This window comes from Ochrobactrum teleogrylli, assembly GCF_006376685.1.
In the GTDB taxonomy this organism is placed as follows: Bacteria; Pseudomonadota; Alphaproteobacteria; order Rhizobiales; family Rhizobiaceae; genus Brucella; species Brucella teleogrylli.
This window is the reverse complement of sequence record NZ_VEWL01000001.1, coordinates 823,384-844,427: the sequence shown is the minus strand read 5'-3', so window position 1 is coordinate 844,427 and position 21,044 is coordinate 823,384. Positions and strand designations below refer to the sequence as shown.

Below are 21,044 nucleotides of genomic sequence, written 5' to 3'. Positions count from 1 at the left end.
GTCGGGACTTTGACGGACTGGCTCTGTAAATTTGTAAAGATTGTCAAAAGTAGAATTTACGGCTATTTTGTCATGAATTGTAAAAGTCGCCGTTGCGGGTTTGGGAGGACGGAGTTGAGCGAACGCAAGATTTTTGCCGGACCGCGCATCAGGCGTATTCGCAACGAGCGGTCCCTGACGCAGACGGCTATGGCCGAAGCGCTCGGCATTTCACCGTCCTATCTCAACCTGATCGAGCGCAACCAGCGGCCCTTGACGGTGCAGCTGTTGTTGAAGCTCGCCAGTGTTTACAAGCTCGATCTCGATAGTTTGCAGGCAGAAAGCGGTGCGACGATCACCGGACTGAAGGAAGTGTTTTCCGATCCGCTTTTGACCGGCGAATTGCCGGGCGATCAGGAACTGGTGGAGATTGGCGAGGCGGCCCCCAACGCAGCTGTGGGTATAATGAAGCTTTATCGCGCCTATCGCGAACAGCAGCAGCGCCTGTCCGATCTCTCGCAATTGCTGTCGCATGAGGGGAGCGCTGCGCAGCTTTCCGCCACGCGCCTGCCGCTGGATGAAGTGCGCGATGTGATGGCGCGACGGCCCAATCATTATCCGCGTATCGAGGAAGAGGCGGAAAGTTTTTTCGCGTTGTTGAAGCCGGATGGCGATCTGTCGGCAGCTTTGAAGGATTGGCTGCGGCGTGAGCATGGCATCACGGTGCGCACTTTGCCTGTCGCGACCATGCCCAATTGGCGCAGGCGCTATGACCGCCATTCGCAACGCCTGTTCATTTCGGAGCGTCTGTCGCCTTTCGATCAGTTGCAGGAAATCGCCATGGAGGCGGCGCTGATCCGTATGCAGGTGGTGATCGGCGCAGAGACCGAAGGGCTGAAACTGTCTTCCGGTGAAGCAAAGCGCATCGCCCGGTTCGAGCTGGCGCGCTATGCCGCGCAGGCGCTGATGATGCCCTATCGCCAGTTTCGCGATGCTAGCGTGCGGATGCGCTATGATGTCGATGCGCTGCGCTCGCGATTTGGCGTTTCGTTCCAGCAGGCGGCGAGCCGGCTGACGACCTTGCAGCGGCAGGGGGCGAGCGCGCTGCCCTTCTTCGTGATGGAAATCGACCATGCCGGCAATCGGCTGCGCGTTGCAGGCGCGGAGGGGTTTCCGGCGCGGTTTGGCGGCCAGTGCCCCAAACTGCCGGTCTATGCGGCTTTTGCGCAGGCGGGGCAGGTGCTGGTCGAACCGGCGGAACTGCCAGACGGGACGGCATTCCTGACCATTGCCCGTACGCTCGAAGGGCCGCAAGGCGCATTTAATGAGCGCCCGCGCCGCACCGCGATCCTGCTTGGCTGCGCGCTCGATGCGGGGGAGGAAACCGTTTACGGCGGAGCTATCGCCAAGGCTGGCAATACAGGGATCGGCCCCGCCTGCCGTTTGTGCGAGCGGCAAGGCTGCGTGACCCGCGCCGAGCCGCCGCTGACGCGTCCGCTGGGGCTGGACGAGATGGTGGCGGGGTTGTCCGCCTTCGACTTTCAGTAGGAGCGCGATATTTCGGCTTTGCTGACCTGCAAATGGCGTGGCTTTTCGCTTCCGGTGCTCACGTACCCAAAAGTACGCTCCGCTCCGGTTCTCATGCCCCACCATTTTCGGCTCAGCACAGCCGAAATCTCATCGCCCCACTTAGCTGCACTCAGGTTGCAATTTTTTATGTTCGTGATGGCCGCAGGCGGTTGACGAAACCGGTGCAATCTAAAAAAGTGCAATCAAGGAATAGTATATCCAAACCTGTACCTGCACCGGAAATGACCGTGTAGAATGGAGCAAAAAATGGGGATCAAATCCTTCCTTCTGGCCACAACCGTCGTGACGAGCGTTGTCGCCGCCGCCACATTCTCCGCCAGCGCGCAGGAGCGGGTGGTCAATATCTATAACTGGTCGGATTATATCGACGATTCCATCCTGAAGGATTTCACCAAGGAAACCGGAATCAAGGTCGTCTACGACGTCTATGATTCCAACGAAATCCTCGAAACCAAGCTTCTGGCTGGTGGCAGCGGTTACGATCTCGTTGTCCCGTCGGGCGAATTCCTGGGTCGTCAGATTCCAGCTGGCGTGTTCCTGAAGCTCGACAAGGACAAGCTGCCGAACCTCAAGAACATGTGGGATGAAATCTCCACCCGCGCTGCCACCTACGATCCGGGCAACGAATACTCGGTCAATTATATGTGGGGCACGACCGGCATCGGCTACAACAAGGCCAAGATCAAGGAAGCGCTCGGCACGGATACCATCGATTCTTGGGATGTGCTGTTTGACCCCGAAAAGTCGGCCAAGCTGAAGGATTGCGGCATTTATCTGCTGGATTCCGCCAGCGAAATGCTGCGTCCGGCCCTGAATTATCTCGGTCTCGATCCGAATTCGCCGTCGCCGGACGATCTGCAGAAGGCGCAGGACCTTTATCTGAAGATCCGTCCGAATATCCGCAAGTTCCATTCGTCGGAATATATCAATGCGCTGGCCAATGGCGATATCTGCATGGCCATCGGCTATTCAGGCGATATTTTCCAGGCGCGTGACCGCGCCGAGAAGGCCAATCAGGGCGTCGAGATCGGTTACTCGATCCCGAAGGAAGGCGCTTTGATGTGGTTCGACCAGATGGCGATCCCGGCTGACGCCAAGCACGTGCCGGAAGCGCTGGAATTCATGAATTACATCATGCGTCCGGAAGTGGCGGCCAAGGCTTCGAACTATGTGTTCTACGCCAACGGCAACAAGGCGTCGCAGGAATTCATCGACAAGGAAATCCTTGAAGATCCGGCGATTTATCCGACGGACGACGTCATGAAGAAGCTGTTCGTGCCGACGCCTTACGATACCAAGACCCAGCGCGTCGTTACCCGTGCCTGGACCAAGATCGTCACAGGCCAGTAATAATCGAACGCTAGAGCATTTCCAGCAAAAGTGCGTAGCGGTTTTGCGTAGGATAATGCGTAAAAATAAATAGATAGAGCGGTTGCCCGATTCCGTTTTAACCGGAACCGCTCTAAGTCGGGGTGTGATCCCGGAATGCCCTTGGGCATGACATTGTGAAGAGCGGCTCACTGTTGGACAGAGAGCCGCTCTACGTCTTGTAAAACCTGACGAAACATCGGGCATGGCCAGATCGATAGGGGAACGGAATGGAATCTTTTGGCAGCTTTCGCCGCAAATTTGCACCCTGGAACGATCCGGCGGCCAAGCCCTATATTTCTTTCGAGAATGTGACAAAAATCTTCGGCGATTTCACTGCCGTCGATGATCTGTCGCTGAATGTTTTCAATCGCGAATTCTTTGCGCTGTTGGGCGCTTCTGGCTGCGGCAAGACCACGCTGATGCGCATGCTGGCAGGCTTTGAGGAGCCGACATCGGGTCGCATCACGCTGGACGGTCAGGACATGCGCGGCATTCCGCCCTATAAGCGCCCGGTCAACATGATGTTCCAGTCCTATGCGCTGTTTCCGCATATGACGGTGGAGAACAATATCGCCTTCGGCCTCAAGCAGGACGGCATGGCGAAATCTGAAATCGATGCGCGCGTTGCCGAAATGCTCAAGCTGGTGAAGCTGGAGCAATATGGCAAGCGCAAGCCGCATCAACTGTCGGGCGGCCAGCGCCAGCGCGTCGCGCTCGCCCGCTCCGTCGCTAAGCGTCCCAAGGTGCTGCTGCTCGACGAGCCGCTTGGCGCGCTCGACAAGAAGCTGCGCGAGGAAACCCAGTTCGAACTGATGGATTTGCAGGTCAAGCTCGGCATGACCTTCATGGTCGTGACCCACGATCAGGAAGAAGCCATGACCATGTCCGACCGTATCGCGGTCATGGACAAGGGCCGCATCAAGCAGGTGGCGACGCCAGCGGAAGTCTATGAAGCGCCGCGCTCGAAATTCGTGGCCGACTTTATCGGCAATGTGAATATCATCGAAGGTGAAGTCGTGAAGGCCGCTAATGGCGAGGCGGAAATCGCCACCGAAAAATTCGGCTTCCATATCCAGACCGAAACCCGCGAGGAGCTCAACCCCGGCCAGAAGGTCTGGTATGCGGTGCGTCCGGAAAAGACCCGCATCTCGCGCAGCAAGCCGGAAGAGGCTGCGGTCAACGCCGTCGAGGGCGAGCTTTGGGATATCGCCTATTTCGGCGACATGACGGTTTTCCACGTCCGCCTCGACAATGGCCGCACCATTAAGGCCGCGAGCCTCAACGCGGTCCGCAAGACGGAAAATCCGCTGACCTATGACGAGCGCGTCTGGGTCTCTTTCGATACCGATGCCGGTCTGGTGCTGACCGCCTGAGGAGGGTAAGACCATGCAGAAGCTGATCGCTTCCATTGCCAGCCGCCTCGTCATCACGGTGCCCTATTTCTGGCTGCTGGTTTTCTTTCTCGTCCCGTTCTTCATCGTCTTCAAGATTTCCCTGTCGGAAGTCGCGATGGCGATCCCGGCCTATATGCCGACTTTCGATCTGACGCAGGGCTTTGCGGCGAACTGGGAGAAGATCAAGCAACTCTCCTTCGATAACTATTTCTGGCTGCTCGACGATCCGCTTTACTACAAGGCCTATCTGTCGAGTGTCCGCATCGCAGCCATTTCGACCTTCCTGACCTTGCTCGTCGCCTATCCGATGGCCTATGGCATCGCGCGCGCGCCGACGACGATCCGCCCGACGTTGCTGATGCTGGTGATCCTGCCGTTCTGGACCTCGTTCCTGATCCGCGTCTATGCGTGGATCGGGATTCTGAAGCCGGAAGGTTTGCTGAACCAGTTTCTGATGTGGCTCAACGTGATCGATACGCCGCTCAACATTTTGAACACAGATACGGCGGTCTTTATCGGTATCGTCTATTCCTATCTGCCTTTCATGGTGCTGCCGATCTATTCGTCACTCGAAAAGATGGATTATTCGCTGATCGAAGCGGCACAGGACCTGGGCTGCACGCCGTTTGCCGCCTTCTGGAAAATCACGTTTCCGCTGTCACTGGCCGGTGTTCTGGCAGGCTGCTTCCTGGTCTTCATTCCGGCGGTCGGCGAGTTCGTGATCCCCGATCTGCTCGGCGGATCGCAGACCTTGATGATTGGCAAGACGATCTGGAGCGAGTTCTTCTCCAACCGCGACTGGCCGGTGTCGTCCGCTGTGGCGGTGGTGTTGTTGATCCTGCTGATTGTGCCGATTGTGATCTTCCAGCAGGTGCAGGCGCGCCAGCAGGAAAAGGGGAAATAAGCGATGAACAACAACTGGTCCCGTTTCAATATCGCATCGGTGGTTGTCGGCTTCGCCTTCCTCTATCTGCCGATCGTGCTGCTGGTCATCTATTCCTTCAACGAATCCCGGTTGGTGACCGTCTGGGCAGGCTTCTCGACCAAGTGGTATGGGGAACTGTTCCGCAATCAGGCGCTGATGGATGCGGCATGGGTGACGATCCGCGTCGCCTTCCTGTCGGCAACGATTGCAACCGTGCTGGGCACGCTCGCGGCACTCGCGCTGACGCGCTATACCCGCTTTCGCGGGCGCATCCTGTTTTCCGGCATGGTCTATGCGCCGCTGGTTATGCCGGATGTCATCACGGGTCTGTCGCTTCTGCTGCTGTTCGTGGCGATGAATTTCGACCGTGGTTTCTGGACGGTTACACTGGCGCATATCACATTTGCCATGTGTTTCGTCGCCGTCGTGGTGCAGTCGCGTCTGGTGAGCTTTGACCGTTCGCTGGAGGAAGCGGCGATGGATCTTGGTGCGCCGCCGGTTACAACCTTCATGAAGGTCACCTTGCCGGTGATCCTGCCTGCCGTGGTGTCCGGCTGGATGCTGGCTTTCACCCTGTCGCTCGACGATCTGGTGATCGCAAGCTTCACGTCAGGGCCGGGCGCAACCACCCTGCCGATGAAGATTTACAGCCAGGTGCGCCTTGGCGTGACCCCGGAAATCAACGCGATCTGCACCATCCTGATTGGGCTGGTGACGACGGGCGTCATCGTCGCATCCATCGTCAACAAGCGCCGCGAAGTGCAGCGCCGCCGCGATGAGCAGGCGGCATTCCGTATGTCTTAAAAAAGGGGAAGGGGCTTTATTGCCCCGATGCGCCCGATCCCGCCGATCCCATTGAGGACGGCGAAATGAAAGGCCGGTCCCAGGAACCGCCGACAAAGAAATGCAGCGGCGGCTTGGCGGGCGTGGCGTTTTCAGCTGGCGCGGGCGCTGGCTGGCCTTCCGTTCCTGCCTGCGGTTGCTGTTGCGGCGTTTCCGGCTGGCTGTTGGGGAAGATGACTTCGCCGCTCAGCGCAAGACTGCGATCCACGAAAGGCACGATGCCCGCCAGATTGAGCGTGCCATCCGATGTGTCGAGGCGCGCGCTTTCCAGCGATGCCACGCCTTCGGAAAGATTGGCCTTGAGGTCGAGCCGGTTGAAGGCCAGCGCAACATTATCTTTCCGTTCCAGCGCGAAGAAGCGCTCGCTCTCAGCCTTGGTCAGAAAATCCTGAACGGCAAATCCCTGCATCTGACCGTTGTTCAATTGCACGGATACATTGCCCTGCGCGCCGGAAAGCAGGCTGGACCAGCGATTGACCGGCCCCTTCATGAACAGCGAAACATTGCCCTTGCCGCTGATGAACGGCTTTTCGAAACCAAGCGCCGTGAGAAACTGCGTGCTTTCAATATCGCTGGCGTTGAACCGCAATTCGCCCGTGGCGCTCTTGAGATCGCGCACGATCTGCACATTCGTCTGCAAGGTGCCGTTGAACGCTTTGGCGTCGCCAATGTCGAAAATTGCGCGGCCACCGCGAATCTGGATCGCCGCCGCAACACCCGTCAGCGCCACAGGGCCTGCCGTAGCATTCTGGGCGGAAAGGCGCAGGTCGAATTCGGAGCGGTCGAAGAAGCTGGTATTGATGGTGTCGACATTGCCGCGATCATTCGGCGCGCGCGCGGTTGTATCCGGCAAGGGCACGAAAGCGGCAAAAAGGCTGCGCAGGTCCAGCTTGTCGAAGGCGAGCGTGCCCGTGACGGCGGGCTGTTCCTGTTCAAGGCCGATCTCGATCACGCCTTTGGCGAGGCTGTCACCGGCGGTCATGTTCACATCGGCAAATTTCCAGCGCTTTGGCGTGGCGGTGATGGTGGATTCCAGCGAGAAAGCCCCGACTTCCGAGCTGCCGGCAATCGGCGGCAGGCTCAGCCACCGCACCGCGCCGCTCAAGGACGGCGTCTTGGCGCTGAGGTCCCCTTCGAAGAAGCGGTCTTCCGAAATATTGGCCTTGCCCTGAAAGGTCAGGCTCAGCGGATTGGCCGTGAGGCTCGCCGTTACGTCGGACGTGCCGCCTGCCAGAAGCGGCAAAGCCTGCGCTGCCGTGATGCTGAATTGCGATTCTTCGTTGCGCCATTTGCCGCTGCCGCGCAAGGTCGCTGCGCTCGACGTCTGGGGCCATTCCAGCGTCATGTTCACATTGGTCAGCTGTTCGTCTTTCGCGGTGTCTGCGCCGTTTTCGGCACGCGGAAACGAAACCGTGCCGTCGCGCACCACCACACGGCCAAAAGGCTGCGATGCCTGTTCGGTGGCCTGCGTGTCGTTGTTCGTGCCGCGCTGTTGCAAGGCGCGCTGGGCGCGGATGGCCGTGCCAAGCCGACCGTTGGAATTGGCAATGGCATCGAGCAAGGCAGGGAAATTGGAAACCGGCCCATCAAGATTGACATGCGGGCGCACGATCTGCGTCTCCGAAAAGGAAATATGCCCCATGATCGCATCGAGCGGCGACAGTTCCACATCGATGCGGGCGGCGCTCATGAAGGGTTTTTGGCCCTGATCCGTCATCTTGCTCAAGGTGACGCCGTTCAGCGAGGCGCGCAGCATGGGGAAGACTTTGAGGCGCGGGGCTTCGCGCAATTCGACGCTATAGCCGGTCCAGGCGCTGATTTCCTGCGCCACACGCACGCGGATTGCGTCGGTCGAGACGATGAAAGGCACCACGGCCAGCAAGGTCGCTGCAGCCGCGGCACAAAGAATGACGAGCGCGATGACAAGGCGTGCGAATTTAGGCCAGCGCATCAACCATCCGATCCCTAATTCCCCTTACTATCGTTTAAACGAGCGAAATCACAAAGCAAAGCCGCCTTCGCAGATTCGGTTTAGAACGGTTCTTCCTTCAAGGGAATCGCTCAAATTGTTTTCGCGCAGTTCCTGACGCAAAACCGTGTCACAATTTTGCTGGCAACGCGCTATGGTTAATCAATTGTGTGCTGAAATTTAACCCTGATTTTACAGTGGCTACTAATGCGTAAATTTGGAACGGTGAAATTAATTTCGCATTAACTGGGATTATGCGAGAAAGCGTTAACACAACGGGTAATGATCGAGCCGCCGTTTCCGGCATCCTCTTGCAAGTTGCTTTTGTGTCTTTGTCTCTGAGATTCTCGTAGCGCCGGTTTTATCCGGCGCTTTTTTTTGGTCCGGTTATGCTGAGACTGATTAGTCAGCCAGAACCCGTGTTGGCGGGAAAAGGATTTCCACAACAGTGCCGCGTCCAGGCGTCGAGTCGATAGCGAACTGGGCGCGGTTGGCTTCGACCATCGCCTTGGTGAGCGGCAGGCCGAGGCCGGTGCCCTCATTGCGCCAGTCGCGTGACTGCTCGCTTTGGCGGCGCTGCGAAGCGTTCACCTGACGGAACGGCTTCAGTGCCTGTTCGACTTCCGACTTGGTCATGCCGATACCGGTGTCGCGCACCCGCATGGCCACATCGCCATTCATCTCATAGCTGGTCGAAACGATCACCTGACCGCCGGGCGCGGTAAACCGCACCGCATTGGACAGGAGATTGAGCGCCACCTGCTTGATCGAACGCGCATCGGCGACGATGTCGGGCAGATTGGACTGGAAACTGGAGCGGATGATGATGCGCTCGCGGTTTGCCTGCGGCTGCATCAGCGCAATGGCCTCGGCAATCGCATCGTTGAGCGACACCGCTTCAAACTGCATTTCCAGCGCACCGGCTTCGATCTTGGAAATATCCAGCAGGTCGTTGACGAGCGCCAGCACATGATTGCCCGAGCGGTTGATATCCCGCAGGTAATCGCGATAGCGGTCATTGCCGATGGGGCCGAATTTCTCGTCGGCCATCAGTTCGGAAAAACCGATAATGGCGTTGAGCGGCGTGCGGATTTCATGGCTGATGCGCGCCAGAAAATCGGTCTTCTGGTTGGAGGCGCGTTCGGCCTCCTTGCGCGCATTGGTCAGTTCTTCCTCGGTGCGCTTCCACTGCGTGATATCGCGCAGCACGGCGCAGAAACCACGCTTTTGAGGCAGCTTGCCGATGGTCATGAAGAGCGGGATGAAACCGCCCTTGGCTTCACGACCGATCACTTCGCGTCCGTCATTGAGCACGCTCAGCACGCCATTGCCCGAAAGTCCGCTCAGATAATCCATCGCGGCGCGCTGGCTTTCAATGGCGAACAGCATAGAGAAGAACTTGCCTTCCGTCTCGTCGCGGTCATAGCCGAAAAGTGCGGATGCCGAATGGTTCATCGAACGGATGCGTCCTTCCGGGTCGATCAGCACTACGCCGTCGGTTGCCGTGTCGAGGATGGTCTTCAACTCATCCACATGGGCTTCCAGCGCCTGCTTTTCTTCGTCGTCGGTGACGGATTGCGGCACGGTTGCCCCGGCAGGTGCTGGCGCGGCTGGGGTCTCTGTAACCGGCATGAGGCTCAGCAACAGGGCGCGACCGTCCTGCCAAGCAATCGCATTGAGATGCGCATCGACCGGCTGCTCGCTGCCATCGGCACGACGCAACACCATGCCCTGGCGGGGCGCATTGTCGTCGCTCTCGCTGTTGAACAGCGCTTCCACGCCGCCCGCATGGCGAATGTCTTCAATGGCGTCATAGCCGGTCAGGTCCAGCAGGGCCTGATTGACGTAATGCACTTCATCGCCGGAATGAATGATGACCGGAACCGGCAGATTGGCCAAAAGGGCTGTCTCGTCGATGGCCGCCGGTTCATGCGCGGCCTGTTCAGCCTGCGGCTCTTCGACCTGTGCAAGGGGTGCAAGGGGGATATCTGCAACCGGTGGAACCGGCGTTGTTTCCGCCGCCACGTCTTGCGTCTCAACGGCAGGCGCCTCGCTCTGCGTGCTGGAAAGTCCCTGTTTGCGCAGGCGATCGGCGATTTCGCGGAACGCATTGCGCTCGGTCTTGGTCAGCCCGCCTTCGGGACGCTGTTCGCGTTCCCTGACTTTCAGGAGCTTCGCCTGATCGGCGGCCACCTTTTCCTGTGCAGCCGCATTCAGAAGGTTGATCACCTTGTCGGAATCGCGACGCCCGGCTGTCGGCGCAATATTGAGCGGCGGCTTCGGCAGAATATCACCGGGATGATCGTCATTGGCGATTTCTTCGGTCAGCGCCAGCACGTCGTCATCGGGAGCGTCGGCGTTGATGGCATCCTGAATTTCCGGTTTGCGCTTTTGCGGAATGCCTCCGGCCAGAGCGAGGCCGATTTCTTCCGGGTCTTCCACCGCTTCATCAGGCCGCACGAGGCCAAAACCGCGAAAACCGATGAACACGCGGTCCCGGGAATAGACCGGCAAAGCCGCCAGTTCCACCGGCACGCGCAGATTGGTGCCTTCGACCGGCCACATCAGCCGCTTGCCCGACCAGGTGTCGCGCTTGTTGAGCAGCGAGGCAATGCTGCCATCATGATCGAAGCCGAATACATTGGCGACATCGCTGAAACGGCGTCCGGTGACATCAGCCGCGTTGGGGCCGACGGTTATGCCGAACTCCGGCGAAATTTCGCTGAACACAGCGTCGGCGCTGGTTTTCCAGATGAAGCGGGCAGGCGGCGCATCCCGGTCGAACTGGAAGCCCTGTGGCTTTGGCGTTTCGGCTGCGGGTTCGGCGACCGGCTCTTCCCGAAGGGTTATTTCCTGTTCAGGGAGCATCTCTTCAAGAATTTCTTCCGCGCCTTCAGGCTGCTGGGCAGCTGGCTTCGCCACTGTCTGCGCCGGCGCTTCAGCAACGATGCACAGAAGATGCAGAGCGGGTGCGTCGATCAGCCGGGCAATGGCGCCCGGAACCGACTGGCGGCCAGCGCGGATGCGGCGCTTGACGATGCGGTCAGCCGCATCGGCGACTTCCACGACCAGATCTTCAAGCGTTCCGGCGGAAATATCGAGCGCGGCGAAGCGCGGGCTTGCGGCAATGACCTTGCAGTCGGCATCGATCAGCGCGACATGGGTGTCGTCATCGCTCAGACCGGCAATGATGTCTTCCGCGTCGCTCGATGTGCCGCTGGTGGTCATCGCAAGACCGGCCACGCCATCGGGCAGGACAATATGGGATATCCAGAGACGCGTCAGTTCCGAACGCAGACCACCGCCAAGACGCACGGACACGGAGCGGGGTTCGGCGCTGTTATCGTCGCTGGTGGCTGCTATCTGCCGGCGCGTGGCGACGGGCAGATCAATGGCGCTGCCGATCATATCCTCGATACGGTCAAAGCCGAACAGCTGGGCTCCGGCGCCGTTCACCCAAAGCACAGCCGACAGGTCGCGCGTCAGCACGATCTGCGCATCACCCTTGGCAAAGCCCTCGCGGATAGTATCCAGCGCGGCAATATCGATGAATGGGTATGATCCAGACATACCGGTCCTTATCTGTTCTTTCGACCGCCCCGTCGTAGCCATTAACCGCCTGTTAATAAGCTCACTGAGGCCGCGGGTCCATATTTCCATACGGTATGAGCCCGATTTTCTGTTTCATTAGTTAATGCCGGAAAGGCAATTTTACAGGTTGCGGTCAATAATCCGGTTGTTCACAGCCAGCCAGCCGCGATGGTTACCAGTCTGTCTAGATTATCGGTGGAATTGGACATTGAATCCGACTATTGGGAATTTCTGAAAAAAGAGCGCTATAATCGCTTGCAATATGGATCGATTCTCCGTATGTGACCCCCTGTCGGCGGCGCTGAGCGCTTATACCGGCAAAGGTACGCGGTCGTAGCTCAGTTGGTTAGAGCGCAGGATTGTGGCTCCTGAGGTCGTTGGTTCAACTCCAACCGACCGTACCATTTTTCTCAGCCACTCATCGGAAATTGTGTTGCCATATCAGCCGGTTACGTGGAGTGATTGCCGTCCCGGCATAGACACCCTAATGAGGCAGGCGCCACAAAAGAATGCCGCCAACCACTGCGGCGACAATTGCGCCGATAAGCAGGAATATGTGGTCGTATAGAGCGATATCGAACATCGTCAGTCTCGGTCTCGTTCTGCCCAAGCCGTGAATCCGATGAGCGCGAACAGCGACACCATCATTGTGCCAATGAACCATACAAACCAGCTCATACCGGGTTCCTCCGGCGACCAAACAACCCCGACCGGCAAAAGTTCATCCGACTTACGCAAATTGAACGAAAAACCCCGGCGACGCGGCGCGATACCGGGGTTATGTCGTCAGCGCACTTCGAGCACTTCGCCCGTGCGGCGGTCTATCACAACGCGCATATCGTCATTTCGACGGTCCACGCCCCGAACAACATACACGTTTCGACGTCGCGAAACGCTTTCGACTTCATCCATACCCTCGTTACGTGCGATTCTGGCAGCTCTACGCTCGCTTATCTCGTCGCCGTAACCGCGTCGATCACGATCCATGCGCCGGTTATCGTCTGGATTGACCTGTATCCCGTTGGGTCCGATTTCGATGCTTTGGGCCTGTGCTGGAACGGTCGCCACAAGCGCTGTCACCATCACCGCTGCAATTGCCGAAAACTTATACATGGCACCTATCCTTATCTCGCGCCCGCCGTGCAAATGAACGGCCAGACCCGCCTGTGGTTCCTGTTGGCGCGGTCAACTCTTTATAACGGGGCGATATATTGATCGTTGCGCTGTTGGGCGTGGCGCGGTGCAGCGTCCATGAGAACGACAACGGGGGCGAGAGGCATAAGTGGTGTAGAAATTATGCCTCTCGCGGGGGCGGGCAATTGCTTAGGCTGCCCGGCTCGGGACTTAATACTCACGTGTTTTAGCTGCAACTTTTAAACGCATAGCGTGTGTCTTATTCGATCAGAACGGGACATTTCTGGCACGATTAGACAAGAAAGGGGACCAGTCCGCTGCTTGTGCCGCAGAACGGCCCGAGCGGATGAATAAAAAACCCCGGACAAGCCGGGGTTTCAAGCTATTGCCGCCGTCTGGTATCCCAGAAAAGCATCGATACGACCCAGAGAAACGCAAAGAGGATCGTTCCCTCAATCAGAAAATACCAATGCATTGCCATTCCCTCATACAGGAACGCGGCCACCGCCATTGCCATGCGAAATCATCCACGGCATGGCGGCTTCAGGTTTTTCGAGAATATTTCGCTTTCGCGCAAATCCTTCAAATGCGTTTTGCGCCACGATCAGCGGCTTTTGTCCGCTGTGAGCGTCGCAACAGGCGCTCCATGCCACTTCATAGATAATATCGCGATCATCCTGTGGCCATTCATAAAGAAAATCGATTGCGTCGATCGGGCCTGCAATCTCCCTGATTAGAAATTTGCCGTCCTTCACAAAAACAGGACTGTCAAACAAACGGTCGCTCATCGGAACCTCCATTTGATCGAACGATAAAGTTGGAATGACGGCTTCGATTTAGTAATCGCTCCGACGGTTTCAAGAACCCCACAGCATGAATTTCAGCAAAACTCAGCGCGCAAAACGGCACGCTTCGCAGATGCAAGGCGCGCACCTTTTAACGGAAAAGGAGTGCACCTATTGCTGGTGCCCAGTCCTGTGATCAGTTTCTGGTTCGAGCATTGACTGGCGTCTGAAATAGGCGTTAACGCGACGTTCGCTACGAGTGTGCAGCCAATATATTGCAATTGGCAGTATGATCAGCGCCATCGCTCCTAGACGAAATAGCCAGATTGCCCCGGTCGGGCCAAGAAGTTTGACAAACAGGACACTGAGCGGAGCGCTGCCTCCAATTGCATCGTCAAAGATAAGACCGAGTATGCCAGCGGATATAAATAAAGCCCCTACCAAGCGAATTTTCCAAATGTCACTCATGTTGCTCCCCCAACCCCGAAATTCCGGGAGCTTACATTCTAATTTGAACCTAGTCTCGGCTTATTTTCTTCGTTCAGCCGTGTCGAAATACGACAGATGCCGTATAGCGTTTCATCCGGCTTTGTCGTCCTCTGTGTCAAGATCGTGCACGTCACCTGCACGGTCGTTTCTGTGTTTGGCGAATTGCTGGCGAGACCAGCAGAGGAGGGCATATGAAAGCCATAGCGATAATAGCAATCGGATCGATGATGGTGTCTGGCACCGCGCTTGCTGCGGCACCGGTCGTGGGCGCACAAAAACCTGCGGTAGCGACCAGCAAGGAAAACGGTAAGCCTGTTTTGCTGGCGGTCGGACCGACGCGAAATATAGGTCCAGGCAAAATATTTGGTACCAAAGGCGCTTAGCAGAGGCATTTGCCCCGGTTGACAGCGGGGCAAGTCTTCTATGGCCCCATTCGTATACCAACGGCATAGCAGCGGGATTGCATAATCCCGCCGTGAAGCCGTTGTCGCTGACGCTAAATCTCGCTAGATATGGGGCTACAAACGGGTGCACTTATGGGTGCACAAATATCGGATCGTGTTTGTAGGACCTCGCAATGATTGGATGCCTGCCGCCGCTTATCCTGCTGATTTTAGGGGCTGGCATTGGGGCATTGATCGGCGGCAACACCGATGCCGTCTATGGCGGTTTGATTGGTTTGGCGATCGGCCTCGTCGTAATGATCGTTCTCATCTGGATTCTGATGAAGGCCCGCAACCGATAGGCTCAGAGGCGCGCGTCGTCCTCATGCGCGCGCACTGGTGATAGCCTTTCATGGACGCAGAAATAGTGAACTATCTCTGGCAGTTTTCTGTGCAATATTAAAAATATAACTATGCGTCATCTGTTACAGGAGTGGCGCATGCAGCGTATCGTTTTATCAATATTCTTATTGTTTTTAAATTTTCCTTTGGCCAATGCTGCGGACAAGGCCGCGGGGGTTCAATATACAAATATAGACAAAAGCTTCACCTTTTTAGGCGGTGTCGGCTACACTTGGGTCAAGGCGGACGAAATCGTCTATAACGGCGGAAACCGCATGAGCCATCTGTTCTGGCAGTCGCAAATGCCTGTCCTGACCGGCGCTTTCAGGGCCGAGCCCATGAAAAATATAACTGTGGTTGGCCGTGTGAAAATCGGGCTGGGTGGCACCCACAAGATGGAAGACTACGATTGGTTAGCGCCATATTTGAAAAGTTATGATTTTGATGACTGGACAGATCGTTCGGTTAGCGATGAGACAGATCTGGATCGTTACATCAATCTGGATATTGCCGTTGGGCATGATTTCGAGATCAATCAACATAACGTCTTCAATCTGCATGGCGGGTTCAAATATACGAATGTGAAATGGACCAGCGGTAACTCGCAATATGTCTACAGCGAAGAGGGATTTCGCGATAAAACGGGCGTCCTCTTTGGGAAGGGGATCAGCTACGAGCAAAGTTTGCCAGCGCTGTTTGTGGGCGGCGAATGGCGTTCAACATTCGAAAAATGGTCTTTTTCGTTGCTGGGGCGCGTAGGAGCAGCTGTCGCTGCCAAGGACATCGACGATCATTGGCACGGGGATAAGCGTTTTACTGATACGTTCGGAAGCCGGGCGTTTCTGGATACGCAGGCCGAAGTCGCTTATGCCTTTACCGAGCGCACAAATGTCTATCTCTCGGCGGCTTATGAAAAATACTTCCGCATGAGGGGCGACACGATGATGGAAAACAGAACAACGGGGGAGGTTAAGAGCTTCCCCGATGATGCAGGCGCCGGCTTGCAGGCGTTCACGCTTGGCGGCGGCCTGAAAGTCAGTTTCTAACATTGCAAAAAGAAAATCGGCCAGAGTTTTGCTCTGGCCGATTTTTAGAAACACTGAGGCTTGCGGCTTACCGGCCAGCGAGAATGCCAGCGATGATGCCCGTTGCCGTGGTGACCAGCAGGAACTGGTTGTCAACCTTCACCCAGCGCTGGCCCGGACCCGGGCGGCGCAGACCATAACGCTTGTAGTCGCGCACTTCCGGCTGGCGGCGCCAGTCATTGTAGCGCTGGCCCTTGGACCAATGCTGACGGCCATGGTCACGCGGGTCTTTACGACCGAATTCCTTGCCATGCGGCGGACGCGGTTTCTGGTCCATGCGGTGCGGACCCGGCTTGCGCTGATAGTCCTGCGCCTGTGCGGCCAGCGGTGCGCCGATGAATGAAAGGGCTACGGCTGCAAGAATGACTTTTTTGAACATCATGTTCTCCTTTGCTGTTGGGTGGACACTATTGGGAGACGAATGAACGGAAGATGAATGTCTGCATTTTGAAACATTAAATAAAATCAATGTGATATTAACGCTTTGTTAACCATGGCTTTATGCGCTTGGGCAAACCGCCAAATGGAACAGAGCCACTTGACCTCAGCGCAATGCGAACGTAATAGTATTACGACGGTTCCCCGACCGAGAGTGAAGGGGATTAATAGGGAACACGGTGAGGACGACCCGAAAAGGGACCGAGACCGTGGCTGCCCCCGCAACTGTGAGCGGATTGCTGTTCATCCTTGTGACGCCGACGGGCGTCATGCCACTGTGTTCAACCGGCGAAAGCTGAAAGACACGGGAAGGCAGATGGAAGCGATTATCTGCAAGCCAGGAGACCTGCCGTCATAGGGCCTTTGGGCCATCATTATCCATTGTCACGGGCGGGGATGCCCGGAGCAGGAGCAGGTTATGACAGCACATCGCGCCGCAAGGCGCTTTCTTTCATCGTCATCCATATCCCCGGATATCTCCGTTTGCTCACGGCGCCTTATCGCCGTCGCTTGCTGACGTGGCCATTTCTCTCACCATTTCGGGGTTTCCCATGACATTGCACGGCAAGACGTCGTTTCGCATCGCTTTATGCGCTCTTTTTCTGTTTGCAGGCGCGCCAGCACTGCAGGCGGCGGAAACGCAATATCCGCTGACGCTGAAGAACTGCGGACGCGACGTTACATTCAAACAGGCCCCGACGCGCGCGGTGGCTGTCGGTCAAAGCAGCACGGAGATTTTGTACAGCCTTGGTCTGGGTGACAAGGTGGTCGGTACGGCGGTGTGGTTCGGCCCGGTACTGAAAGGCTTTGAAGAGGTCAACGCCAAGGTCAAGCGACTGGCCGATAACGACCCGAGCTTCGAAAGCGTACTGGCGCAGAAACCCGATATTGTGACGGCGGATTTTCAATGGCATGTCGGGCCGAATGGCATTGTCGCCAAGCCGGAGCAGTTCGAGGAACTGGGCATCCCGGCCTATACCTCGCCTTCGGATTGTGTCGGCAAGGATAATTCCGGCGGTGGCGACGGCGTGCGCACGGCAGCCTTCACGATGGATATCGTCTATCAGGAAATCGGCGAGCTGGCCGCAATCTTCAACGTGCAGGATCGCGGTGAAAAGCTCATTGCCGAGCTGAAAGGGCGCGAAGATGCGGCGCGCCGCAAGATTGGCGCCAGCGGGGCCAAGCTTTCCGCTGCGGTGTGGTTTTCCAGCACGCAGATTGACGCCGATCCCTATATCGCCGGAAAGTTCGGCGCTCCGGCCTATATCCTGTCGGCGCTCGGCATCAGGAATGTGGTCGACAGCCAGGAAGAATGGCCGACCATCGGCTGGGAAACCATCGCCAAGTCTGGCCCGTCGATGATCGTGGCGGCGAAGCTCGATCGTCGCCGCTATCCGGCGGATGATATTGCCGTGAAGCACAAATTCCTTGAAACCGATCCGGTGACAAGCCTGATGCCTGCAGTCAAGGACGGCCACGTCTTTGACATGGATGCGCAGTCGATGAGCACCTCGCTGCGGGTGATTGAGGGCATCGAAACGCTGGCGGCGGCCATCGCTGCCTCGGACCTTAACAAATGACGGCATTGGTAGCCATAGGAAGGCTTCCGTTCAGCAACAAGGTGAGCGCCGGGGTTCTGGCGCTCATCCTGCTGCTTGCCGCCTTGTGGCTGGGCGCAGCGATTGGCGAAACCGCCATACCGCTCGATGTGGTGGCAAAGACCGTCGCCAACCGGCTGTGGCATGCAGGCTATGTGCTCGATCCCATCGATGAGGGCATTGTGTGGAGCTATCGTCTCAGCCGTGCCGTTGTGGCGGCGTGCTGCGGGGCGGCGCTGGCGCTTTCCGGCGTTGTGCTGCAATCGCTGCTGCGCAACTCGCTGGCTGACCCGTATATTCTGGGCATTTCCGCCGGGGCTTCGACCGGGGCTGTCAGCGTCGCCATTCTTGGCATCGGCGCTGGCGTTCTCACTTTGTCGCTTGGCGCATTCATCGGGGCGATTTTTGCCTTTGTGCTGGTGTCGCTGCTGGCGTTGAAGGCGGGGCGGGGCAACAGCGCGATCATTCTGGCCGGTATTGCCGGATCGCAGCTTTTCAACGCGCTGACCTCGTTCATCGTGACCAAGGCGGCCAATGCCGAGCAGGCGCGGGGCATTATGTTCTGGCTGCTTGGCAATCTGTCCGGCGTGCGTTGGCCGGATGTGACGCTGGCGCTGCCTGCTTGCCTGATCGGGCTGGTGGTCTGCCTGTGGCATGCGCGTGCGCTCGACGCCTTCACCTTCGGCGCGGAATCGGCTGCTTCGCTCGGCATTCCAGTGCGGCGTGTTTATGCCGTGCTGATTGGCGCAAGCGCCATGATGACGGCGGTTATGGTCTCCATTGTCGGGTCCATTGGCTTTATTGGCCTTGTCATTCCCCATGCGGCGCGGATGGTGGTGGGTGTCCGGCATGGCGTTTTGCTGCCCACATCCGCTTTGATCGGCGCGATCTTCATGATCGCAGCAGACATCGTGTCGCGCATCATCGTGCCGGGACAGGTGCTGCCCATCGGTGTGGTGACGGCGCTGGTCGGCGCTCCGGCCTTTGCGCTGCTGCTTGGACAGAGGAGGGCGCGGGCATGATGCTGTCGGCACAGAATCTTTCATGGTCGGCAGGCAGCGTCGAAATCCTGCGCGGCGTTTCGCTTGATGTGATCGAGGGCGAGTTTCTCGGCATTATCGGGCCGAACGGTTCCGGCAAGACCACGCTTCTATCGCTGCTTTCAGGTCTGAAGCGCCCGCGCAGCGGTACGGTTTATCTCGGTGAAGCACCGATTGAACGCTTCAACCGCCGCGAGATTGCGCGCTTGCTGGCGCTGGTCGAACAGCAGGCGGAAACGACCGAGCGCATCACCGCCCGGCAGGCAGTGGAGCTTGGGCGCACGCCTTATCTCGGTGCGCTTTCACCATGGTCTGCGGAGGATGACGCCATCGTCGATCAGGCGCTTGCGCATGTGGACATGTCGCATCTGGCCAAACGCAACTGGCACACATTGTCGGGCGGTGAACGCCAGCGCCTGCATATTGCCCGCGCTCTGGCGCAGCAGCCGCGCATCCTGTTGCTGGACGAGCCGACCAATCATCTCGATATCGGCCACCAGATCGGCCTTCTCGATCTCGTCCGGCGTCAAAGTCGAACGATGGGCCTGACGGTAGTGGCAGCGCTGCATGATCTTAATCATGCAGCCATGTTCTGCGACCGCATTGCGGTGATGGATAGGGGGCGTCTGGCGGCGCTGGGCGCGCCGCGAGAGGTTTTAACCGTGGAACGCATTCGCTCCGTGTTCGGTGTCGATGTGGAGGTCGAGCATAGCGGCGAGCGCGGCTGTCATATCCGTTACTGCGCCTGCGCCGCCTGACGGCTTACAGCGCCGCTTTCAACCGGCGCTGTTCCAGACCGAGCCCCAGCTCTTCCGCCCGCGCGATGATGGGCGCAAAGCGGCGCTGCTTCTTTTCCTCGTGATTGGAAGCAATATCGGCGATGCGGTGCTTCAGGAACGGGTTGAGAAAACGATTGCGCACGGAAACCACATAGGCTTCCGCTTCCGCGCCAAGCCCGTCTGCTGCGAAAACCGGTAGCACTTCCTCACGCCACAGGGCTTCCAGTTCGCTGCGGATGGTTTCATCCTGCATGGCTTCCAGCACGATTTCGTCTTTCGGGCGATTGCCCTTCAGCCAGCGTTCGGCAAGGAAACTATGGCCGAGATTGAGCAGATAAAGCTTCAACCGCTCATAGCGCGCCAGATCGTCGGTGACGACGATATCCTTGTGACGGCATGGCAGCGTCAGACTGTCAGCCTGTTCGATAGCCCAGATCGCATAGGGTTCGGCGATGGCGCCGACCGGTTCGATGGCCTCGGAGACGATGCGGTCCACCAGACTATTGGCAAAGATGCATCGCGTTTCCAGCCAGTGGGCAAAGCTGTCCGGCAGTTTCCAGTCCTGCGTCAGCCTGATCAGAATAGCGCGCAGCTTGTCGCCGTTGCGGGAGATCAACTCGCACGGAAAAATCGAGAGCGGTGCATCCGGGTTGTTCTGCCAGCGATTGTGCAGCAGCACGAGCAGCTTGGCCGGAAAGCTTTTCGGCAGGGTTAGCGGATTGGCGATGAGCGATGCGTCGTCGCTTGCATCCAGCTCATAACCCCTGTCGCCGGTGTTCGAGAGGATCACCTGGACCGTCGCGCCGAGATCGAGAATCGCGGCCCAGTCGGTATGCGCGGAATAGGCAGCGGTCACGCCCCTGGCGTTGTGCTCTGTTTCCGACGGCTTGCCATCGACCAGACCACGGATCACGACCGGATAACCCTTGCCCTCGTTCAGTGCGGCGATGCGTTGCGCGCTTTGCGGATTGGAGGTGGTCTGCACCACGGCAATCGTGCCGATTGCATCGCCCGTTGCCAGCGCTTCGGCAATGAAGAAATCGGCATGGGCGAGCAGAAAACGGCTGGTGCCGAATTGAAGAATCGCTGGCGTGTCTTGCATGGAATGCTCCCGAATTTGCAGGACACAACTAAGCAATCCGCACTAAATTGGTCAAGCCAATAGGCTTTATAGCCCGAAAATAGCGTTGAACTTTTCGGTGGTACTGCGCGATTTGCCGCATTTTCGCACCGATTCAGGCATATTGCG

The 21,044-nt window shown here is 57.6% G+C and carries 17 protein-coding genes, 1 tRNA gene and 1 riboswitch; of the genes, 12 read left to right on the top strand and 6 right to left on the bottom strand.

Annotated features, from left to right (window positions below; all coding sequences use genetic code 11):
• Positions 1–114 precede the first annotated feature (114 nt).
• The 5 genes from FIC94_RS03725 to FIC94_RS03705 all read left to right on the top strand — a co-directional run bounded on the left by FIC94_RS03725 (position 115) and on the right by FIC94_RS03705 (position 6,063).
• Positions 115–1,527 carry a helix-turn-helix domain-containing protein gene (locus FIC94_RS03725; protein ID WP_109367044.1) on the top strand — a complete coding sequence of 471 codons (1,413 nt, stop codon included), beginning with the start codon at positions 115–117 and terminating at the stop codon, positions 1,525–1,527.
• A gap of 288 nt (positions 1,528–1,815) precedes the next feature.
• Positions 1,816–2,919, top strand: coding sequence for a polyamine ABC transporter substrate-binding protein (locus FIC94_RS03720; RefSeq protein WP_109367045.1), 1,104 nt, complete (start codon positions 1,816–1,818; stop codon positions 2,917–2,919).
• A gap of 248 nt (positions 2,920–3,167) precedes the next feature.
• Positions 3,168–4,313: an ABC transporter ATP-binding protein gene (locus tag FIC94_RS03715; RefSeq protein ID WP_121539089.1), complete on the top strand. Its 1,146-nt coding sequence runs from the start codon at positions 3,168–3,170 to the stop codon at positions 4,311–4,313.
• A gap of 13 nt (positions 4,314–4,326) precedes the next feature.
• Complete coding sequence (locus FIC94_RS03710) at positions 4,327–5,238, top strand: ABC transporter permease subunit (RefSeq protein WP_140023953.1); 912 nt, start codon at positions 4,327–4,329, stop codon at positions 5,236–5,238.
• Between the two features lie 3 nt (positions 5,239–5,241).
• Complete coding sequence (locus FIC94_RS03705; RefSeq protein ID WP_109367048.1) at positions 5,242–6,063, top strand: ABC transporter permease; 822 nt, start codon at positions 5,242–5,244, stop codon at positions 6,061–6,063.
• Positions 6,064–6,079: 16 nt separating this feature from the next.
• Here FIC94_RS03705 and FIC94_RS03700 read toward each other — a convergent pair whose 3' ends face one another.
• Both FIC94_RS03700 and pdhS read right to left on the bottom strand, forming a co-directional pair.
• A complete protein-coding gene (locus FIC94_RS03700) occupies positions 6,080–8,053 on the bottom strand; it encodes an AsmA family protein (RefSeq protein WP_140023952.1) in 1,974 nt (657 codons plus the stop codon).
• A 420-nt stretch (positions 8,054–8,473) separates the two neighbouring features.
• Positions 8,474–11,641 carry a cell-division control histidine kinase PdhS gene (gene pdhS / locus FIC94_RS03695; RefSeq protein WP_140023951.1) on the bottom strand — a complete coding sequence of 1,056 codons (3,168 nt, stop codon included), beginning with the start codon at positions 11,639–11,641 and terminating at the stop codon, positions 8,474–8,476.
• 348 nt (positions 11,642–11,989) lie between these two features.
• On the opposite strand from pdhS, the gene FIC94_RS03690 reads away from it, so the two are divergent.
• Positions 11,990–12,066, top strand: a tRNA-His gene (locus FIC94_RS03690).
• A 382-nt stretch (positions 12,067–12,448) separates the two neighbouring features.
• Here FIC94_RS03690 and FIC94_RS03685 read toward each other — a convergent pair.
• Both FIC94_RS03685 and FIC94_RS03680 read right to left on the bottom strand, forming a co-directional pair.
• Positions 12,449–12,775 carry a hypothetical protein gene (locus tag FIC94_RS03685; RefSeq protein WP_109367116.1) on the bottom strand — a complete coding sequence of 109 codons (327 nt, stop codon included), beginning with the start codon at positions 12,773–12,775 and terminating at the stop codon, positions 12,449–12,451.
• Positions 12,776–13,281: 506 nt separating this feature from the next.
• On the bottom strand, positions 13,282–13,584 hold the full coding sequence (locus FIC94_RS03680; protein ID WP_109367117.1) for a DUF982 domain-containing protein: 303 nt from the start codon (positions 13,582–13,584) through the stop codon (positions 13,282–13,284).
• A gap of 677 nt (positions 13,585–14,261) precedes the next feature.
• Between FIC94_RS03680 and FIC94_RS03675 the strand changes: the two genes are divergently transcribed.
• The 3 genes from FIC94_RS03675 (at position 14,262) to FIC94_RS03670 (ending at position 15,901) form a co-directional block, all read left to right on the top strand.
• On the top strand, positions 14,262–14,453 hold the full coding sequence (locus FIC94_RS03675) for a hypothetical protein (protein ID WP_109367119.1): 192 nt from the start codon (positions 14,262–14,264) through the stop codon (positions 14,451–14,453).
• 194 nt (positions 14,454–14,647) lie between these two features.
• Positions 14,648–14,815, top strand: a complete 168-nt coding sequence (locus FIC94_RS22365; protein ID WP_167836071.1) for a hypothetical protein — start codon at positions 14,648–14,650, stop codon at positions 14,813–14,815.
• Between the two features lie 138 nt (positions 14,816–14,953).
• On the top strand, positions 14,954–15,901 hold the full coding sequence (locus FIC94_RS03670; protein ID WP_140023950.1) for an omptin family outer membrane protease: 948 nt from the start codon (positions 14,954–14,956) through the stop codon (positions 15,899–15,901).
• Positions 15,902–15,968: 67 nt separating this feature from the next.
• Here the strand turns inward: FIC94_RS03670 and FIC94_RS03665 are convergent, their stop codons facing one another.
• The gene (locus FIC94_RS03665; RefSeq protein WP_109367121.1) at positions 15,969–16,319 is read right to left on the bottom strand and encodes an RcnB family protein; all 351 of its coding nucleotides are present in this window, start codon (positions 16,317–16,319) and stop codon (positions 15,969–15,971) included.
• A 179-nt stretch (positions 16,320–16,498) separates the two neighbouring features.
• Positions 16,499–16,746, top strand: a riboswitch (cobalamin riboswitch).
• Between the two features lie 183 nt (positions 16,747–16,929).
• On the opposite strand from FIC94_RS03665, the gene FIC94_RS03660 reads away from it, so the two are divergent.
• Genes FIC94_RS03660 through FIC94_RS03650 form a run of 3 tightly spaced genes read left to right on the top strand, consistent with a single transcriptional unit; the run spans position 16,930 to position 19,774 of the window.
• Complete coding sequence (locus tag FIC94_RS03660) at positions 16,930–17,958, top strand: ABC transporter substrate-binding protein (RefSeq protein WP_140023949.1); 1,029 nt, start codon at positions 16,930–16,932, stop codon at positions 17,956–17,958.
• Positions 17,955–18,998 carry a FecCD family ABC transporter permease gene (locus tag FIC94_RS03655; protein WP_109367123.1) on the top strand — a complete coding sequence of 348 codons (1,044 nt, stop codon included), beginning with the start codon at positions 17,955–17,957 and terminating at the stop codon, positions 18,996–18,998. The genes FIC94_RS03660 and FIC94_RS03655 overlap by 4 nt, the downstream gene beginning before the upstream one ends.
• Positions 18,995–19,774 (top strand): ABC transporter ATP-binding protein, encoded by a 780-nt coding sequence (locus tag FIC94_RS03650; RefSeq protein WP_140023948.1) that lies wholly within the window; start codon positions 18,995–18,997, stop codon positions 19,772–19,774. Before FIC94_RS03655 ends, FIC94_RS03650 begins: the two co-directional genes overlap by 4 nt.
• Positions 19,775–19,778: 4 nt before the next feature.
• Here the strand turns inward: FIC94_RS03650 and FIC94_RS03645 are convergent, their stop codons facing one another.
• Positions 19,779–20,897 carry a mannitol dehydrogenase family protein gene (locus FIC94_RS03645; protein WP_140023947.1) on the bottom strand — a complete coding sequence of 373 codons (1,119 nt, stop codon included), beginning with the start codon at positions 20,895–20,897 and terminating at the stop codon, positions 19,779–19,781.
• Positions 20,898–21,044: the final 147 nt, after the last annotated feature.

Bases quoted from the DNA above. Each gene is read 5' to 3' on its own strand.
- pdhS (WP_140023951.1), bottom strand. From the start codon at position 11,641: ATGTCTGGATCATACCCATTCATCGATATTGCCGCGCTGGATACTATC.
- FIC94_RS03715 (WP_121539089.1), top strand. From the start codon at position 3,168: ATGGAATCTTTTGGCAGCTTTCGCCGCAAATTTGCACCCTGGAACGAT.
- FIC94_RS03670 (WP_140023950.1), top strand. From the start codon at position 14,954: ATGCAGCGTATCGTTTTATCAATATTCTTATTGTTTTTAAATTTTCCT.
- FIC94_RS22365 (WP_167836071.1), top strand. From the start codon at position 14,648: ATGATTGGATGCCTGCCGCCGCTTATCCTGCTGATTTTAGGGGCTGGC.
- FIC94_RS03720 (WP_109367045.1), top strand. From the start codon at position 1,816: ATGGGGATCAAATCCTTCCTTCTGGCCACAACCGTCGTGACGAGCGTT.
- FIC94_RS03650 (WP_140023948.1), top strand. From the start codon at position 18,995: ATGATGCTGTCGGCACAGAATCTTTCATGGTCGGCAGGCAGCGTCGAA.
- FIC94_RS03680 (WP_109367117.1), bottom strand. From the start codon at position 13,584: ATGAGCGACCGTTTGTTTGACAGTCCTGTTTTTGTGAAGGACGGCAAA.
- FIC94_RS03660 (WP_140023949.1), top strand. From the start codon at position 16,930: ATGACATTGCACGGCAAGACGTCGTTTCGCATCGCTTTATGCGCTCTT.
- FIC94_RS03705 (WP_109367048.1), top strand. From the start codon at position 5,242: ATGAACAACAACTGGTCCCGTTTCAATATCGCATCGGTGGTTGTCGGC.
- FIC94_RS03700 (WP_140023952.1), bottom strand. From the start codon at position 8,053: ATGCGCTGGCCTAAATTCGCACGCCTTGTCATCGCGCTCGTCATTCTT.
- FIC94_RS03655 (WP_109367123.1), top strand. From the start codon at position 17,955: ATGACGGCATTGGTAGCCATAGGAAGGCTTCCGTTCAGCAACAAGGTG.
- FIC94_RS03675 (WP_109367119.1), top strand. From the start codon at position 14,262: ATGAAAGCCATAGCGATAATAGCAATCGGATCGATGATGGTGTCTGGC.
- FIC94_RS03645 (WP_140023947.1), bottom strand. From the start codon at position 20,897: ATGCAAGACACGCCAGCGATTCTTCAATTCGGCACCAGCCGTTTTCTG.
- FIC94_RS03665 (WP_109367121.1), bottom strand. From the start codon at position 16,319: ATGTTCAAAAAAGTCATTCTTGCAGCCGTAGCCCTTTCATTCATCGGC.
- FIC94_RS03685 (WP_109367116.1), bottom strand. From the start codon at position 12,775: ATGTATAAGTTTTCGGCAATTGCAGCGGTGATGGTGACAGCGCTTGTG.
- FIC94_RS03710 (WP_140023953.1), top strand. From the start codon at position 4,327: ATGCAGAAGCTGATCGCTTCCATTGCCAGCCGCCTCGTCATCACGGTG.